Below are 16456 nucleotides of genomic sequence, written 5' to 3'. Positions count from 1 at the left end.
CATGAGACTAGTTGCATTGCAACTATGAAGTCATGACGACAGTACCTCCAGGAGAAGGTGAACCGAGATGACCGAGACCCGTACCGCGATCGTCGTGGGCGGAGGCATCGCCGGTCCGGTGGCGGCGCTCGCGCTGCGCCGGGCCGGGATCGAGGCCACCGTGTACGAGTCCCACGCCGACACCGCCGACGGTGTCGGCGCCGCGCTGAGCGTGGCCCCCAACGGGCGGGCCGCGCTGGACCTGGTCGGCCTGGGCCGGGTCGGCGAGCCGATGAACGCGATCGTGCTGCAGAACCACCGGGGCCGCACCGTCGCCGAGATCCGCCAGCCCATGCAGTTCAGCTGGCGGGCCGACCTCTACCGCCGCCTCCACGACCTGGCCGCCGCCGCGGGCATCCAGGTCCGGTACGGGCGGCGGCTGGTCGACGTCGAGGAGGGCCCCACCGGCATCCGCGCCGTCTTCGCGGACGGCAGTGTCAGCGCGGAGGCCGACGTCCTGATCGGGGCGGACGGCATCCGGTCCACCGTGCGCCGGCTGATCGACCCGGCCGCGCCGCGGCCCCGCTACTCGGGCCTGCTCGGGTTCGGCGCGCGGGTCGAGGGCGCCGAGCTGCCGGCCACCGGTGACCGGATGTACATGGCCTTCGGCAGCCGCGCTTTCCTCGGCTGGCAGTCCTTCCCGGACGGCAGCGCTGCCTGGTTCGTCAACCTGCCGCATCCGTACGCCGATTGGGAGGAGATCCGGCGGACCTCCGGCGAGGAGTGGATGCGGCGGCTGGCCGCCGTCTTCGAGGGGGACGACCTGCCCGCGCGGGAGCTGCTGCGGCTCACCGCGCCCGGAGATCTGGTCGTCGCGGGGCCGATGGAGGACCTTCCGCACGTCCCGCGCTGGCATCGCGGCCGGATGGTGCTGGTCGGCGACTCCGTGCACGCCACCTCGCCCAGCTCCGGCCAGGGCGCCTCGCTCGCCGCCGAGAGTGCGGTCGAACTCGCCCGCGCGCTGCGGGACCTTCCGCACTCCCGGGCCTTCGCCGCCTACGAGCGCACCCGCCGGGCCCGGGTGGAGAAGATCATTGCGGAGGGCCACCGCACCAACAGCGGCAAGGTCGCGGGTCCGGTCGGCCGGGTGGTCCGCGACGCGGTGCTCCCGCTGGTCGCGCGCCTGGAGACCCCGGCGCGTACGGCCTGGAGGTACGGCCACCGGATCGACTGGGAGGCCCCCGTCGAGGACGCCCGGGCGGGAGCCGGCGCCGGGTGAGGTCTGGACCACTCGGGGTGGGGTGGTCGAGACTGCGGGGATGGGTGGTCGGGGAGCGGGGAGCGGGATCGAGTCGCACGACCTGGAGGTGCCGGACCCGGTGCTGCTGCCGTTCGCGGTGGGGTCGTTCGACTCGATCGGGCCCCTGTCGCGGGCGGATTTCCCGCATCGGCACACGTTCTACGAGGTGGCGTATGTCAGTCGGGGCAGCGGGGTGCACACCGTGGACCTGGTGGAGTACCCGCTGCGGCCGCCGAACCTGTACGTGATCGCGCCGGGGCAGGTGCACCACTGGGCGGGCGCGGGCGGGGTGGGCGGGTGGGTGCTGCTGTTCACCGAGGACTTCCTGCTGCGGTACCCGGAGGACGTGGGGCTGCTGCGCCGGCTGGTGGCGAGCCAGGGCGGGCGGACGGCGCTGGAGGGGCTGCTGGCGGAGGTGGCGGAGGAGTACCGGGGCGCGGGGCCGGGACGGCTCGGGGTGCTGCAGGCGCTGGTGCACGTGCTGCTGGTGCGGGCGGTGCGCGGGGTGGAGGCGCGGGCGCGGGAGCGGGTCGGTCCGGGCGGGCGGGCGGCGGTGCTGGCGGGGCGGTTCGAGCGGCTGGTGGGCGGGGCGCTCAGGCCGGAGTGGACGGTGGAGTCGGCGGCGCGGGAGCTGGGGGTCTCGGCGGGGCACCTGCACGGCGCGGTGAAGGAGTGGACCGGGCGGACGCCGGCGCAGCTGATCCGGGGGCGGCGGATCCTGGAGGCGAAGCGGCTGCTGGCGGCGACCGGGCTGACGGTGCGCCAGGTGGGCGCGGTGGTGGGGTTCGAGGACCCGGCGTACTTCTGCCGGTTCTTCCGGCGGGAGGTGGGGCGCACGCCGGGGGAGTACCGGGCGGAGGTGGGTGGAGGAATGCACCACGAGGGGGCAGCTGAGTCCATCGACCGGGCCGGGGGGCGGCCGTAGCGTCGTCGGTGTCGTGCACATGGCGCCGAGGTGCACGGCATCCCCCACACCCCCACTCTTCGAGCGGAAGGACCCACCTGCCGTGACCCCTTCGTCCCACGACCCGGTACCCGGGCCGCAGTTGAGCCGCAAGAGCCTGCTGAAGGCGGCCGCGCTGGCCGGCGCGGCACCGCTGCTGCTGGGCGCCGGCACCGCGCTGGCCCGCGACACCGCCGGCGCACCCGAGCTCACCCCGGAGTGCCACGACGGCGACGCGCCGACCATCGAGCAGACCGAGGGCCCGTACTTCAAGCCCGGTTCGCCGCTGCGCACCAACCTGGCGGTGCCCGGCACCCGCGGTACCCCGCTGACCGTCACCGGCTACGTGTTCGGCCGGGCCTGCCGGCCGATCCCCGGGGTGCTGCTGGACTTCTGGCAGGCGGACACCGACGGCGCGTACGACAACACCGGGTACACCATGCGCGGTCACCAGTTCAGCGACGCGCAGGGTGCGTTCACGCTCACCGCGATCGTGCCCGGGCTGTACCCGGGGCGGACCCGGCACATCCACGTGAAGCTGCAGGCGCCCGGGCGCCCGGTGCTCACCACCCAGCTGTACTTCCCCGGTGAGCCGCGCAACTCCACCGACACCATCTTCGACCCGCGGCTGGTGATGACGGTCCGGCAGAACGGGCCGGGCCGGGAGGCGAGCTTCGACTTCGTCCTGGACGTGCCGCAGTCGCCGAGCCCGAGCCCGACGGCGACCGGGTCGCCGACCGCCTCGCCCTCGCCCTCGCCCACCGTGTCCGGCGGCACCTGGCGGGTCGGGGCGAGCTACCGGGCCGGCGACGTGGTGACGTACAACGGGGTCGCCTACCGCTGCATCCAGGCGCACACCGCGTACGCCGGGTGGGAGCCGCCGAACGTCCCGGCGCTGTGGGCCCGGATCTGAGCACGGCCGGGTCGTAGGGCGCCCCGGCGCGGAGCGCGGCGGCGTCAGCGGGCGAGGTGGACCGGGGTCTGCGGGGCCAGGCCGCCCTGGCGGGCCTGCGGGACGGAGCGGGAGAGCGCCGGGGCGGCCTGCGCGGTCGTCTCCTCGCGGGGCTGCGGCATGACCGGCTCGTCGCGGGGCGCGCCGGGCGCCGGAACGGTTCCGGGCGGCAGCAGGTCGCCGCTCGGCCGGCGCATGCCGTACCGCCGGTGCACGGCCTGCTTGGTGACGCCGAGCGCCGAGCCGACCGAGTCCCAGGAGAAGCCGAGCGCGCGGTCGAACTCGACCGCCGCGGCGACCAGCGTCTCGACGCTCTCGCGCAGCTCCTGGGCCAGCCGGACGGTCGGCGCCGGCGCCCGCCCGTACACCACGAAACCGGCGGAGGTGCTGGGCCGGCGCGGGCGGTAGACGTTGCCCAGCTGCGCGGTGAGCGTGCGCAGGGCGTCGACCTGGCGCCGGACCCGCTCGATGTCCCGCACCAGCAGGTGCAGGCTCGCCCGGGCCCGGGCGTCGTGGTTCATCTGTTCGGCCATGGCCTGGTTGCCACCTCTCCTTCGGATCGGCTGAGGTCAATTCCACTTGACCAACGTCCGAGAGCCCGGCTGGTCACGGCGAGCGGGGAGTCGGGATATGCCAGAACCCGGGCCGAGCGGGCGGGCGGGATTGCATAGACTGCCTGATGATCGCCCGTCGGCGGTCCGTCCGCCCGACCCCGCACCGACAGGAGCCCAGGCCATGGCCGTCCAGCCGATCAGGATCTTCGGCGACCCCGTGCTCCGGGCCACGGCCAAGCCCGTCACCACCTTCGACAAGGAGCTGCGGCGGCTGGTCAAGGACCTCACCGACACCATGCTGGAAGCCCCGGGCGCCGGCCTCGCCGCGCCCCAACTCGGCGTTTCGCTGCGGGTGTTCACGTACAACGTGGACGGCGTCGTCGGTCACCTGATCAACCCGGACCTGTCGCTCAGCGACGAGGAGCAGGACGGCCCCGAGGGCTGCCTGTCGCTGCCGGGCCTCAGCTTCGACACCAAGCGCGCGTACGGCGTGGTGGCCAAGGGCTTCAACATGCACGGCGACCCGGTGGAGATCGAGGGGACGCAGCTGCTCTCCCGCTGCATCCAGCACGAGACCGACCACCTGGACGGGATCATCTTCATCGACCGGCTGGACCGGGAGACGCGCAAGGCCGCGCTCAAGGCGATCCGGGACGCGGAGTGGGGCGACGGCCCCGCGCCGACGGTCCGGATCTCGCCGCACTCCACCTTCGGCTCCGCCCGCTGACCCCGCGGGCCCCGGCCCGCCGACCGAACCCAGCAGTTCACGAAAGGCACCGTCTTGCGCCTCGTCTTCGCCGGCACCCCCGAGGTCGCCGTCCCCGCCCTCGACGCCCTGCTGGCCTCCGACAAGCACGAGGTCGTGGCGGTGGTCACCCGCCCCGACGGGACCGCCGGGCGCGGCCGCAAGCTGGTCGCCAGCCCGGTCGCCCAGCGCGCCGAGGAGGCCGGCATCGAGGTGCTGAAGCCCGCGAAGCCGAGCGACCCGGAGTTCCTCGCCCGGCTGACCGAGCTCGCCCCGGACTGCTGCCCGGTGGTCGCGTACGGCGCGCTGCTGCGCCCTGGCGCGCTGGAGATCCCCAAGCACGGCTGGGTGAACCTGCACTTCTCGCTGCTGCCCGCGTGGCGCGGCGCCGCCCCGGTGCAGCACGCCGTGCTGGCCGGCGACGAGGTCACCGGCGCCTCGACCTTCCTGATCGAGCAGGGCCTGGACTCCGGCCCGGTCTTCGGCGTGGTCACCGAGGAGATCCGCGCCACCGACACCAGCGGCGACCTGCTGACCCGTCTCTCCCACTCGGGCGCGCGGCTGCTCGCGGCCACCATGGACGGGATCGCCGACGGCTCGCTGCACGCCGTGCCGCAGCCGCTCGACGGCGTCACCCTGGCGCCCAAGATCAACCCGGAGGACGCCCGGATCGAGTGGACCCACCCCGCGCTGCGGGTGGACCGCCTGGTGCGCGGCTGCGCCCCCGCACCCGGCGCGTGGACCGTCTTCCGCGGCGAGCGCCTCAAGGTCTCCGGCCCGGTGGCCCTGCACCCCGGCGCGGCCGAGCTGGCGCCCGGCGAGCTGGCGGTCGGCAAGAACAGCGTGCGGGTCGGCACCGGCAGCCACGAGATCGAGCTGGGCGAGGTGCAGCCGCAGGGCAAGAAGCCGATGCGCGCGGCAGACTGGGCCCGTGGGGTCCGGATCGAGTCCGGTGAGCGGCTCGGGGAGTGACCCCCGCCGAAGCTTTAGAGTTCTTGGTACCGACTGATTCCGCCAGCACCTTTCCGAGGCACCCCGTGAGCACCCCCTCCGGCGCCAAGCGCGCCCCCCGCCCGCACCGCCGTCCCAAGAAGGACCCGGCCCGCACCGTCGCGTTCCGCGCGCTGCGCGCCGTCGACGAGCGCGACGCGTACGCCAACCTGATCCTGCCCTCGCTGCTGCGCGAGGCGGAGCAGAAGGGCATGGACCGGCGCGACGCCGCCCTCGCCACCGAGCTGGTCTACGGCACGCTGCGCCTGCAGGGCACCTACGACGCGATCATCGCGGCCTGCATCGACCGGCCGCTGCGCGAGGTCGACCCGCCGGTGCTGGACGTGCTCTCGCTCGGCGCCCACCAGCTGCTCGCCACCCGCATCCCCACCCACGCGGCCGTCTCGGCCACCGTCGAACTGGCCCGCGCGGTGCTCGGCGACGGCCGGGCCAAGTTCGTCAACGCGGTACTGCGCAAGATCAGCGCCCAGGACCTGGACACCTGGGTCGAGCAGGTCGCCCCGCCGTACGACGAGGACGCCGAGGACCACCTCGCGGTCGTCCACTCCCACCCGCGCTGGGTGGTCTCCTCGCTGTGGGACTCGCTCGGCCGCTGGCAGCCGGACGCCTCCGGGCGCACCGCGATGGAGCAGCTGCTGCACGCCGACAACGAGCGGCCCGAGGTCACCCTGGTCGCCCGCCCCGGCCGCTCCACCGTGGACGAGCTGCGCGAGGCGCTGCCCGAGGCCGAGGACGGCCGCTGGTCGCCGTACGCGCTGCGGCTCGCCGAGGGCGGCGACCCGGCCGGGCTGGAGGCCGTCCGGGAGAACCGGGCCGGCGTCCAGGACGAGGGCAGCCAGCTGGTCGCCCTCGCCCTCGCCGCCGCACCGCTGGACGGGCCGGACCAGGTCTGGCTCGACGGCTGCGCCGGCCCCGGCGGCAAGGCCGCGCTGCTCGCCGCGCTGGCCGCCGAGCGCGGCGCCGCCCTGGTCGCCTCCGAGAAGCAGCCCCACCGGGCCCGCCTGGTCGCCCGTGCGCTGGCCGGCAACCCCGGCCCGTACACCGTGATCGCGGCGGACGGCACCAAGCGCGCCTGGCGCGAGGGCGCCTTCGACCGGGTGCTGGTCGACGTGCCCTGCTCCGGCCTCGGCGCGCTGCGCCGCCGCCCGGAGGCGCGCTGGCGCCGCCGGCCCGAGGACATCGCCGGCTTCGGCCCGCTCCAGCGCGACCTGCTGCGGGGCGCGATCGCCGCGACCCGGATCGGCGGCGTGGTCGGCTACGCCACCTGCTCGCCGCACCTGGCCGAGACCCGCGCCGTGGTGGACGACGTGCTGCGCGGCGAGCCGGGCGTGGAGTGGATCGACGCCCGTCCGCTGCTGCCCGGCCTGCCCGCGCTCGGCGAGGGCCCGGACGTGCAGCTGTGGCCGCACCTGCACGGCACCGACGCGATGTACCTGGCCCTGCTGCGCCGCACCGGCTGAGGCCGGACGGCCGACCGGAGCTACCGGGAGGTCTCCGGACAGGGTGCCCGGCGAGGACCGGTGGAGCTCGAAGAGGACGTCGAGGTCGTGGCCGAGGTACGGCTCCGCGAGCCGGGGCCACCGCCGCCTCCCACTGCTCGGGGTCCTCCGGGTCGTGGGTGCTGCAGTGCGGCAGCTCCGCCAGGAACCGCTCCACCGGGGCCCGGCGCTGCGGCCCGGTCTCCGGCAGCAGCCGGAAGGCGGTCGTGTCGAGGAAGCCGCGGGACCGGCTCAGGTTCCGGGGAGGATGCGGCGCGTCTCGTAGGCCCACATCGCGATCTCGACCCGGTTGCGGGCGCCGAGTTTGGCCATCAGGCTGGCCAGATGCGTCTTCACCGTGCTGAGGCTGATGTGCAGCGCATCGGCGATCTCGGTGTTGGTCAGCCCGCGGGCGACGGCGAGGAGCACCTGCTCCTCGCGGGCGGTGACGGGGGAGACCGGCTGGGCCGCGGGCCGGCCGGCGGGCAGGTCGGCGAACGCCTGGAGCAGCCGGACGGTGACGCTGGGCGCGATGAGCGCCTCACCGTCGGACGCCGACCGTACGGCCTGTGCCAGAAGGTCCGGTCCCGTGTCCTTGAGGAGGAATCCGCGGGCGCCGGCCCGCAGCGAGCCGTAGACGTACTCGTCGAGGTCGAACGTGGTGATGACGACCACGGTCAGCGGGTCGGCGACCCCCGGGCCGGCGATCAGCCGGGTGGCCTCGAGCCCGTCGAGCACGGGCATGCGGATGTCGAACAGGCAGACGTCGGGGCGCAGTTCGCGGGCCAGGCGGACCGCTTCGCGTCCGTCGGCGGCCTCGCCGACCACCTCGATGCCGGGCTGGGCGTTCAGCATGATCCGCAACCCGGTGCGGATGATCGTCTGGTCGTCAGCGACGAGGACGCGAATGGACACCGCTCTCGCTCCTCGCTCTCGGCAGTTCGGCGTCGACCTGCCAGCCCCGGTCGGTACCCGGGCCGGCTCGTAGTGTGCCGCCGAGCAGGGTCGCGCGCTCGCGCAGTCCGGTAAGTCCGTATCCGTCGCGACCCCGGCCGGTGCGCCGGCCGTTGTCGCGCACGCTCACCCGTACGGTGTGCCGTTCCGCGGCGACCCGGACGACGAGCTCGGTCGCGTCGACCGCATGGCGCAGCGCGTTGGTCACCGACTCCTGCACGATCCGGTAGACGGCCGCGTCCACGGCCGGGGGCAGCGCGTCCAGTTCGCCGTCGAGCCCCAGGTCGACCCTGAGGCGACCACCCGGGGTGCGCACCAGGCGCTCCAGGTCCGCGACACCGGCAGGCGGCGCCAGCTCGGCGCCGACCCCGCGGTCGCGCAGCGCGGCGACCATGGCGCGCATTTCCTCCAGCGTGCGTGCCCCTTCCTCCTCGACCCCCTCCAGCGCCTCGACGGCGGCGGACGGGTCGGTGCCCGCGAGCACCCGGCCCGCCTGGGCGATGATCACCATGGCCGACACGTGGTGGGCCACCGTGTCGTGCAGTTCCCGGGCGAGCTGCTCGCGCTCGCGGGAGCGCACCTGCTCCAACTGCCGCTCGCGAGCGGTCCCCCGGAGCCGCACGGCAGCCCCGACCGCGCCGGGCAGCAGCAGGAAGACGTAGCCCCCGACCTTGTCGACGACCGAGGTGTCGTCCGCGGCGACACACAGCGCGCCGACCGCGAGGACCATCGCGCCGCCCAGCACGATCTCCCGCCCCGATCCCCACCGGGGCAGCGCGTACACCAGCACGAGCACGACCATGCCGGTGTACAGACCGACGGGCTCGCGCGGTGCGGCGACGAGCGAGGCCACCGTCAGCAGGGTCACCGTGCCGAACGCCAGCGTCACGGTCGCCAGCGGGCGGGTCCGGCGCCACAGGGGCAGCAGGCACAGCCAGACGGCGAGCACCACCGCCACCGGCCGCCACACGACGTTCTCGCGCAGGGTGGCCTCCAGCGCCACAGCGGCAAGGCCCGCGGCGAGCAGCGCCCAGTCCCGCCGCACCCGGGCGGGCGGGTCGGGCGGCCGGGGTTCGGTCCACAGGGTTCGCAGGTCGTCTCGCAGCACGTACTCAGCCTAGGGTCCGCGCCGTGCCGCGCATCGGCCGAAAGGACGGGCCGTCACTCCGACTTGGGGCCGACGGATCCGCGGCCCGCGAGCCGATGCCGCGGAGCGCCGTGGCGAGGAGCCTCGGCATCGGCGGCCGTACAAGGACGGCCGACGATGTGGTTGGAGGACCCGATGCTCTCGAAAGCCCTGTTGCGCCTGGGCGCAGGCGCCGCCCGCCGTCCCTGGCGGGTGATCGCGACATGGCTGGTGGTCGCCACGCTCGCCGTCCTCGCCGCCGTCGCCTTCGGCGGGCGGACCGCGGACTCGATGACCGCTCCGGGGCTGGACTCCCAGCAAGCCGCGGAACTGATCGAGCGGGCCGGCACCGGCCAGGAGGGGATGACCGCCCAACTGGTCGTCACCCCCCTCGACGGCGGTGCGACGTTCTTCGGCGACGACGGCGCGCGTACCGCTCTCGCGCGGCTGCGGACCGAGGTGCAGCGGCTGCCCCACGTGCTCGGCACGAGCGACCCGGCGGAGGCGCTCGGCGCGGGCGGGGACACCGCCGTGCGCGGCGGCCTCGTCTCGGCCGACGGGCGGATCGCGGTCGTCCGGGTGCAGTACCCCGACCAGAGCCGGCTGTCGGCCGAGGACCTCCACGCCCTCGTCGGACTCGGTGACCGGCTGCGCGCCGAACTGCCCCTGCGCATCGAGATGGGCGGGAACCTCTTCTACACGTTCTCCGACCCCGACGGCGGCGTGAGCGAGCTGATCGGCCTTCTCGCCGCGGCCACGATCCTGTTCCTGGCGTTCGGTTCGCTCGTCGCCGCCGCGCTGCCGATCGGCATGGCGGTCTTCGGGCTGACCGTCGGGGTCGCCACGATGACGGTACTGGCGGGGGTGACGGACGTCCCCACCTTCGCGCCGGTCCTGGGCAGCATGGTCGGGCTCGGCGTGGGCATCGACTACGCGCTGTTCGTGCTCGCCAGGCACCGGGAGTACCTCGCCCGCGGGCTCGATCCGCGCGAGGCGGCCGGACGGGCGGTGGCCACGGCGGGACGGCCCGTGGTCTTCGCCGGCGGCACCGTCGTCGTGTCGATCCTCGGCATGGCGGTCGCGAACGTGCCCTTCATGACGGTGGGCGGCCTTGCCGTCTCGATCGTCGTCCTGACCATGGTGCTGGCGTCGGTGACGCTGCTGCCGGCCTTCCTCGGCGTGGCCGGCCCGCGTCTGGGCCGGGCCGGGCGGATCGCCCGGGCACTCCGGGCGGGGCGGCCGGGCCGATCCGGCCGGCGGCCGGACACGGAGGCGGGCGCCGTCCCCGCCGCCGGGTGGCGGCGCTGGATCGGGCACGTCAGCCGGCACCCGGCGGCGTACGCGGTCGGCGCGGCGGGGCTGCTGCTGACGGCGACGCTGCCCGTGCTCGGCCTGCGCGTCGGCCTGCCCGACGACGGGTCGCTGCCCCGGAGCCGTACCGAGCGCCGCGCGTACGACCTCGTCGCCGAGGGGTTCGGCCCGGGCACCAACGGTCCCCTCGTCGTCGCCGCGGACCCCGCCGGCGATCCGGGAGTGCTGGACCGTCTCGTCGCAGCGGTCTCGGCGGATCCGGGCATCGCATCCGTCGCGCCGACGCACATCGACCGGGCCACCGGCATCGCGACCCTCGTGGTGTTCCCGACCACCGGCCCGCAGGAGAAGGCCACGGCCGACACCGTCGCCCGGCTGCGCACCGAGGTGCTGCCCGCGGCGATCGGGCACGGCACGGCCAGGGCCCACGTCGGCGGCGCCGCCGCGAGCCTGTCCGACGTGGGCCGACGCACCAGCCAACGCCTGCCGGCGTTCGTCGCCGCCGTGCTGGCGATGTCGTTCCTGCTGCTGATGCTGGTCTTCCGCTCGGTACTCGTACCGCTCAAGGCGGTACTGCTGAACCTGCTGAGCATCGGCGCGGCCTACGGCATCATGGTCGCGGTCTTCCAGTGGGGTTGGGGAGGCGCACTCATCGGGCTGGAAGCGACGGTTCCGATCGTGTCGTTCATCCCGATGTTCCTCTTCGCCATCCTGTTCGGCCTGTCGATGGACTACGAGGTGTTCCTCCTCTCCCGCGTACGCGAGGAGTACCTGCGCACCGGCGACAACGGCACGGCGATCGTCGACGGTGTCTCGGGCACCGCCCGGATCATCACCTCGGCCGCCCTCATCATGGTGGCGGTCTTCCTGTCCTTCGCCGTCGCCGAGGACCCCTCCGCCAAGATGTTCGGGCTCGGCCTGGCCACCGCGATCTTCATCGACGCCACGGTCGTCCGCATGGTGCTGGTACCGGCGACCATGACACTCCTCGGCCGGGCCAACTGGTGGCTGCCGAGGTGGCTGGACCGGATCCTTCCCCGAGGCCCGGTCGGCATCGACGCCGCCGACGACACCGACGCGGCATCCACGGGCCAGGCCCCCGGCCCGCGGCTGGTCGACCGCTGACCCGACTCCCTGCCCGCCCTCGGCGTCCCGCGCAGGTGGAGACCGGCGAGGTGGCTGCCGGGAGTCCTGCCGGAAGCGGTCCGGATCGCACTACCGGTCGGGGTCGACCAGGGCGGTCAGCAGGCGCTGGAGGGAGCGGTCGAAGACCTGGTCGAGGTCGGCGGGCGCGGCCTGCTCGGCCAGGGCCGCAGTGAGGTGGGGGTAGGCGCCGGTGGCGGTCACCTGGGTGAGGTAGCGCACCAGGTCGGCCAGCCACTTGGCGCCGGAGTCGACCGACTTGTGCTGCCACTCGCTGAACTGGCAGACGTAGCCGTTCAGTTGTGACAGCGCCTCCATCTTCGCGGTGCCGCCGAGCGTGGTGCCGGCGAGCGCGCCGAGGAAGTACTCGGTGTAGCGCAGGCCGTTGGGCCCGAGGCCGGGGCGTTCCGCGACGACCGTTGCGGCCCACCGGTGGCGGGCCAGGATGGCACGCAACTGCTGTGCCAGCATGGTGAGTTCGGCCCGCCAGTCGGTGCCGGGGCGGTCCGGCAGTTCGTACTCGCCGGCCAGCTGGTCGACCATCAGGTCGAAGAGGTGCTCCTTCTTGGGCACGTAGTTGTAGAGCGACATGGTGCCCGCGCCGAGCGCGGCGGCGACCCGTCGCATCGAGACCGCGTCCAGCCCCTCGGCGTCGGCGATGGCCACCGCGGCGGCCGCGATCGAGGCGCGGCTGTGGGCCGGCCGGGGGCCCCGCCCGGAGTGCTCGGGGCGCAGCCAGATCAGCTCGGGAACGTCCGGCGGTGTGGACGGCATGCGTGGATCACCTCGTCGCTCATCCTAGGGCTCCCCTTTTCTCCGTACGGCGTACCTAGTAAGGTGGCGCGCAGAGTGCTTCTACGTACGCTGTACCCAGAGAAGGGCCTGCCATGAGCGACCCGGCGATCTCCGTCCACGACCTGCACAAGCGCTTCGGCGCCACCGAGGCCCTGCGCGGACTCCACCTGACCGTCCCCGCCGGCACCGTCTGCGGCCTGCTCGGCCCCAACGGCGCCGGCAAGACCACCGCGGTGCGCGTGCTCGCCACCCTGGTCCGACCCGACCGCGGCACCGCCCGGGTCGCCGGCCACGACGTGCTGCGCGAACCCGCCGAGGTGCGGCGACGGATCGGCCTCGCCGGGCAGCACGCCGCCCTCGACGAAGGCCTCACCGGCCGGGACAACCTCGACCTGCTGGCCCGCCTGCACCACCTCGGCGCCGCCCGCGCCCGGACCCGCACCGCCGAGCTGCTCGCCGCCTTCGGCCTGGACTCCTCCGCCGACCGCCCGGTGCGGACCCTCTCCGGCGGCCAGCGCCGCCGCCTCGACCTGGTCGCCAGCCTGATCACCCGGCCGCCGGTGCTCTTCCTGGACGAGCCCACCACCGGACTCGACCCGCGCAGCCGTCGCGAGATCTGGAACGCCGTGCGGGAGCTCGCCGACGGCGGCACCACGGTGCTGCTCACCACCCAGTACCTCGACGAGGCCGACCGGCTCGCCGACCAGGTGGTCGTCGTCGACCGCGGCGCCGCCATCGCCGACGGCGCCCCCGCCGCGCTCAAGGCCAGGATCGGCACCCGGGTGGAGCTCGTCCTCGCCGAGGACGCCGACCTCGGGCGGGCCGCCGCCGTGCTCGCCGCCCTGACCGGCGGCCACCCCGAACCCGACCCCGTCGAGGGCCGGGTGTCCGCGGTCTCCGCCCCCGGCCGGGGCCTCGCCCTGCCGCAGCTGGTCCGCGACCTGGACGGCGCGGGCGTCGCCGTCCACGACGTGGCGCTGCGCCCGCCCACCCTGGACGACGTCTTCCTCGCGCTGACCGCACCGACCGGCCTGTCTGCCCCGACCGACCCGACCACCTCGACCGACCTGACCACCTCGACCGCTGCCGTGGAGCGTGCCGCATGACCGCCCTCGCGACCGTCCCCGTGGACACCGCCGCCGCCACCCGGCGCATCCTGCTCACCTACCGGCGCTCGCCCGGGCTGATGGCCGCCTCGCTGGCCGTGCCCGTCGTCATGGTCGGCGTCTTCGGGTACGTCTTCGGCAGCGCCGTCCGGGTGCCGGGCGGCGGCAACTACCGGGAGTACCTGATGCCCGGCCTGTTCGCCCTGGTCGCCGTCAACGGCCTGATGCCCACCATGGTCGGGGCCGCCCGCGACGCCGGGCGCGGCGTCACCGACCGGCTGCGCTCGATGTCCGTCTCCCGCTTCGGCCTGCTGCTCGGTCAGGCGCTCGCGGACCTGCTGGTCGCCGCCGTGGTGCTGGTGCCCACCGCCGCCGTCGGGCTGGCGGCCGGCTGGCGGGTGCGCGACGGCCTCGGGCCGGCGCTCGGCGCCTTCGCGCTGCTGCTGCTCTTCCGGTTCACCGTCACCTGGGTCGGCACCACGCTGGGCCTCGCCGTCGGCAAGGAGGAGACGGCCGGACAACTCGCGGTCCTGGTCTTCCCGTTCGCCATGGTCACGAACGTCTTCGTCCCCACCGGCGGGATGCCCGGCTGGCTCGCCGCCGTCGCCGACTGGAACCCGCTCAGCGCCGTGGCCGCCGCCTGCCGCACGCTCTTCGGCAACCCCGTCGAACTCGGCGGGGCCTGGCCGATGCAGCACCCGGTCGCCGCCACCCTCGGCTGGTGTGCCCTGCTGCTCGCGGTGTTCGTCCCGCTCGCCGTCCGCCGGTTCGCGTCGGCGGGCCGCTGATTCTTTTGTGCTGGACAATTCGGCTGGTGCGGCAGAGGGTTGGGGACATGGAGTACACCCACCTCGGCCGCACCGGCCTGACCGTGTCCCGCCTCTGCCTCGGCACCATGAACTTCGGTCCGCACACCGAGCCGCACGACGCCCACCGGATCATGGACGCCGCGCTCGACCACGGCATCAACTTCTTCGACACCGCGAACGTCTACGGCTGGGGCGAGAACAAGGGCCTCACCGAGACCATCATCGGCGACTGGTTCAACCGGGGCGGCGGGCGGCGGGAGAAGACCGTCATCGCCACCAAGGTCTACGGCGAGATGGGCGAGTGGCCCAACGAGGGCAAGCTTTCCGCGCTGCACATCCGACGGGCCGTCGACGCGAGCCTGCGCCGGCTGCAGACCGACCACATCGACCTCTACCAGATGCACCACGTCGACCGGGACACCCCGTGGGACGAGATCTGGCAGGCGATGGAGGTGCTGGTCGCCCAGGGCAAGATCCTCTACGTCGGCTCCAGCAACTTCGCCGGCTGGCACCTCGCGCAGGCCCAGGAGACCGCCCGCGCCCGGAACTTCCTCGGCCTGACCAGCGAGCAGTCGTTCTACAACCTGCTGGTCCGCGACATCGAGGCCGAGGTCGTCCCGGCCGCGCAGCACTACGGGCTCGGCCTGATCCCGTGGTCGCCGCTGGCGGGCGGGCTGCTCGGCGGCGTCGTCCGCAAGGAGCGCGAGGGCGTCCGGCGGGTCAACGGCTACGCCGTGGACCGGCTGGAGAAGCACCGCGACCAGCTCGCCGCGTACGAGGACCTGGCCTCCGAGCTCGGCCACGAGCCGGGCGACGTGGCGCTCGCCTGGCTGCTGACCCGGCCGGCCGTCACCGCGCCGATCGTCGGCCCGCGGACGATGGACCAGCTGGACGCGGCGGTACGGGCGCTGGACGTCGAGCTGGACGCGAAGACGCTGGAGCGGCTCGACGAGATCTTCCCGGGGCGGAAGACGGCACCCGAGGACTACGCCTGGTAGAAATGATCATCGGATCGGCCGGCTGAGGGCGACGTGGGGGGACCGGATGAAGAGGCGGAATCTGCTGCTGCTCCTGGGGGGAGCGACGACGGCGGTCGCGGTGGCGACCGTGCCGTCCTGGGGCGAGGACGCCCCGCCACCCGAGGCGAAGGGGCCGAAGCTGCGCACCGCGACCGCGGAGCTCGACGAGTTCCTCCCCCCGCTCGCCCCGCTGCGCGAGGCGCAGTGGCTGACCGACTCGGACCTCGACGGCCCCCGGTCGATCCCCGGCCCCGACTTCGAGATGGTCGGGTTCCTGCGGACCCGCCCCGGGCTGTTCGCCGAGCTGAAGGGCCGGTTCGCCTTCGAACCGGCCCCGAAGCCGAACCTGGACGACTACATCGCGAAGCACCTGGCCCCGGTCGCGCCGGCGGGGGCGACCTGGGTGCGCAGCAAGGACTTCGACAGCTCCCTGGGCGTCCGGATGTACGTCACCTTCGACGCCGGCAGCGACCTGGTGTACTTCCGTGCGATCAACCCGAAGCAGCCGCAGCCGTCCGGTACCCCGCAGCCGGGCGCGAGTGCGTCAGGATGATCGGGTGAAGCCGATGACGCATCAGGTGCCGTACTACTCCCAGTGGGAGTCGCCCGAGCTCGTCCCCGACATCCTCGACGGGACGGTCCGGGCCGCCGACGACCCGCTGTGGGAGCGCTCGGGCGCACCCAGCGAGGAGGAGTACGAGTACTGGTCCTGGCGGCTGTGCGGGATGGCCTGCCTGCGGATGGCCCTCGACTACTGGTGGGGCGTGGCGCCGGCCGCCGTCCGGCTCGCCGAGGAGTGCGTGGCCGCCGGCGCGTACGTCCGCCACCCCGACGGGCGCCTGGACGGGCTGATCCACGCGCCGTTCGCCACCTACGTACGCGAGCGGTGGGGGCTGCAGGCCGAGGCCCGGGGGCCGCTGACGGCCGCCGAGGTGCGGGCGGAGGTGACCGGCGGGCGGTTGGTGATGCTCTCGGTCCACCCGAGCATCCGCACCCTGGACCCGGCCCCGCCCCGGCAGGGCGGGCACCTGGTGCTCGCGGTCGGCGCGGGGGAGGACGAGCTGCTGATCCACAACCCGTCGGGCTTCCCGGACGGGTCGCAGCAGTTCGCGGCCGTCCCGTGGGCGGACCTCGAACGGTTCTACGCCGGCCGCGGCATCGTGCTGGGGCCGCCGGACTGAAACCGCGGGGCCCGCGCGGATCGTCCTCCCCGGTGAAGGATCCGGCGCTG

16 protein-coding genes are annotated in these 16456 nt (G+C 74.3%); 12 read left to right on the top strand and 4 right to left on the bottom strand.

What is annotated here, in order from left to right:
* Positions 1-67 precede the first annotated feature (67 nt).
* Genes ACGFX4_RS25020 through ACGFX4_RS25010 form a run of 3 tightly spaced genes read left to right on the top strand, consistent with a single transcriptional unit; the run spans position 68 to position 3135 of the window.
* Positions 68-1258 carry an FAD-dependent oxidoreductase gene (locus tag ACGFX4_RS25020; protein ID WP_393078425.1) on the top strand — a complete coding sequence of 397 codons (1191 nt, stop codon included), beginning with the start codon at positions 68-70 and terminating at the stop codon, positions 1256-1258.
* Between the two features lie 40 nt (positions 1259-1298).
* A complete protein-coding gene (locus tag ACGFX4_RS25015; protein WP_393078422.1) occupies positions 1299-2204 on the top strand; it encodes an AraC family transcriptional regulator in 906 nt (301 codons plus the stop codon).
* A 19-nt stretch (positions 2205-2223) separates the two neighbouring features.
* Positions 2224-3135, top strand: coding sequence for a carbohydrate-binding protein (locus tag ACGFX4_RS25010; RefSeq protein ID WP_393078420.1), 912 nt, complete (start codon positions 2224-2226; stop codon positions 3133-3135).
* Positions 3136-3179: 44 nt separating this feature from the next.
* On the opposite strand, the gene ACGFX4_RS25005 is transcribed toward ACGFX4_RS25010, so the two are convergent.
* Entirely contained in the window at positions 3180-3707 is a 528-nt protein-coding gene (locus tag ACGFX4_RS25005; protein ID WP_393078418.1) for a hypothetical protein, read from the bottom strand.
* Between the two features lie 202 nt (positions 3708-3909).
* Between ACGFX4_RS25005 and def the strand changes: the two genes are divergently transcribed.
* The 3 genes from def to ACGFX4_RS24990 all read left to right on the top strand — a co-directional run bounded on the left by def (position 3910) and on the right by ACGFX4_RS24990 (position 6944).
* Entirely contained in the window at positions 3910-4455 is a 546-nt protein-coding gene (gene def, locus ACGFX4_RS25000; protein WP_345700323.1) for a peptide deformylase, read from the top strand.
* A gap of 54 nt (positions 4456-4509) precedes the next feature.
* On the top strand, positions 4510-5445 hold the full coding sequence (fmt, locus tag ACGFX4_RS24995) for a methionyl-tRNA formyltransferase (protein WP_393078415.1): 936 nt from the start codon (positions 4510-4512) through the stop codon (positions 5443-5445).
* Positions 5446-5510: 65 nt separating this feature from the next.
* A complete protein-coding gene (locus tag ACGFX4_RS24990) occupies positions 5511-6944 on the top strand; it encodes an RsmB/NOP family class I SAM-dependent RNA methyltransferase (RefSeq protein WP_393078412.1) in 1434 nt (477 codons plus the stop codon).
* A gap of 270 nt (positions 6945-7214) precedes the next feature.
* Here ACGFX4_RS24990 and ACGFX4_RS24985 read toward each other — a convergent pair whose 3' ends face one another.
* The gene (locus ACGFX4_RS24985; RefSeq protein WP_393078409.1) at positions 7215-7877 is read right to left on the bottom strand and encodes a response regulator; all 663 of its coding nucleotides are present in this window, start codon (positions 7875-7877) and stop codon (positions 7215-7217) included.
* On the bottom strand, positions 7852-9024 hold the full coding sequence (locus ACGFX4_RS24980; protein ID WP_393078406.1) for a sensor histidine kinase: 1173 nt from the start codon (positions 9022-9024) through the stop codon (positions 7852-7854). The genes ACGFX4_RS24985 and ACGFX4_RS24980 overlap by 26 nt, the downstream gene beginning before the upstream one ends.
* A gap of 174 nt (positions 9025-9198) precedes the next feature.
* On the opposite strand from ACGFX4_RS24980, the gene ACGFX4_RS24975 reads away from it, so the two are divergent.
* Positions 9199-11478: an MMPL family transporter gene (locus tag ACGFX4_RS24975; RefSeq protein ID WP_393078404.1), complete on the top strand. Its 2280-nt coding sequence runs from the start codon at positions 9199-9201 to the stop codon at positions 11476-11478.
* 90 nt (positions 11479-11568) lie between these two features.
* Here the strand turns inward: ACGFX4_RS24975 and ACGFX4_RS24970 are convergent, their stop codons facing one another.
* Positions 11569-12270, bottom strand: a complete 702-nt coding sequence (locus ACGFX4_RS24970) for a TetR/AcrR family transcriptional regulator (RefSeq protein WP_393078400.1) — start codon at positions 12268-12270, stop codon at positions 11569-11571.
* 113 nt (positions 12271-12383) lie between these two features.
* Here ACGFX4_RS24970 and ACGFX4_RS24965 point away from each other — a divergent pair, with 113 nt between their 5' ends.
* From ACGFX4_RS24965 to ACGFX4_RS24945, 5 genes are read left to right on the top strand one after another with little or no spacing between them, the layout of a single operon-like run.
* A complete protein-coding gene (locus tag ACGFX4_RS24965) occupies positions 12384-13397 on the top strand; it encodes an ATP-binding cassette domain-containing protein (protein WP_393078397.1) in 1014 nt (337 codons plus the stop codon).
* A complete protein-coding gene (locus ACGFX4_RS24960; RefSeq protein WP_393078395.1) occupies positions 13394-14185 on the top strand; it encodes an ABC transporter permease in 792 nt (263 codons plus the stop codon). The genes ACGFX4_RS24965 and ACGFX4_RS24960 overlap by 4 nt, the downstream gene beginning before the upstream one ends.
* A gap of 47 nt (positions 14186-14232) precedes the next feature.
* A complete protein-coding gene (locus ACGFX4_RS24955) occupies positions 14233-15204 on the top strand; it encodes an aldo/keto reductase (RefSeq protein WP_393078392.1) in 972 nt (323 codons plus the stop codon).
* 46 nt (positions 15205-15250) lie between these two features.
* The gene (locus tag ACGFX4_RS24950; protein WP_393078389.1) at positions 15251-15778 is read left to right on the top strand and encodes a hypothetical protein; all 528 of its coding nucleotides are present in this window, start codon (positions 15251-15253) and stop codon (positions 15776-15778) included.
* A 13-nt stretch (positions 15779-15791) separates the two neighbouring features.
* Positions 15792-16406 (top strand): C39 family peptidase, encoded by a 615-nt coding sequence (locus ACGFX4_RS24945; RefSeq protein ID WP_393078386.1) that lies wholly within the window; start codon positions 15792-15794, stop codon positions 16404-16406.
* Positions 16407-16456 lie beyond the last annotated feature (50 nt).

Source organism: Kitasatospora sp. NPDC048365, assembly GCF_043200835.1.
Taxonomy (GTDB): Bacteria; Actinomycetota; Actinomycetes; order Streptomycetales; family Streptomycetaceae; genus Kitasatospora; species Kitasatospora terrestris.
The sequence above is the reverse complement of the archived record's forward strand: the minus strand, read 5'-3'. Positions and strand labels throughout refer to the sequence as shown.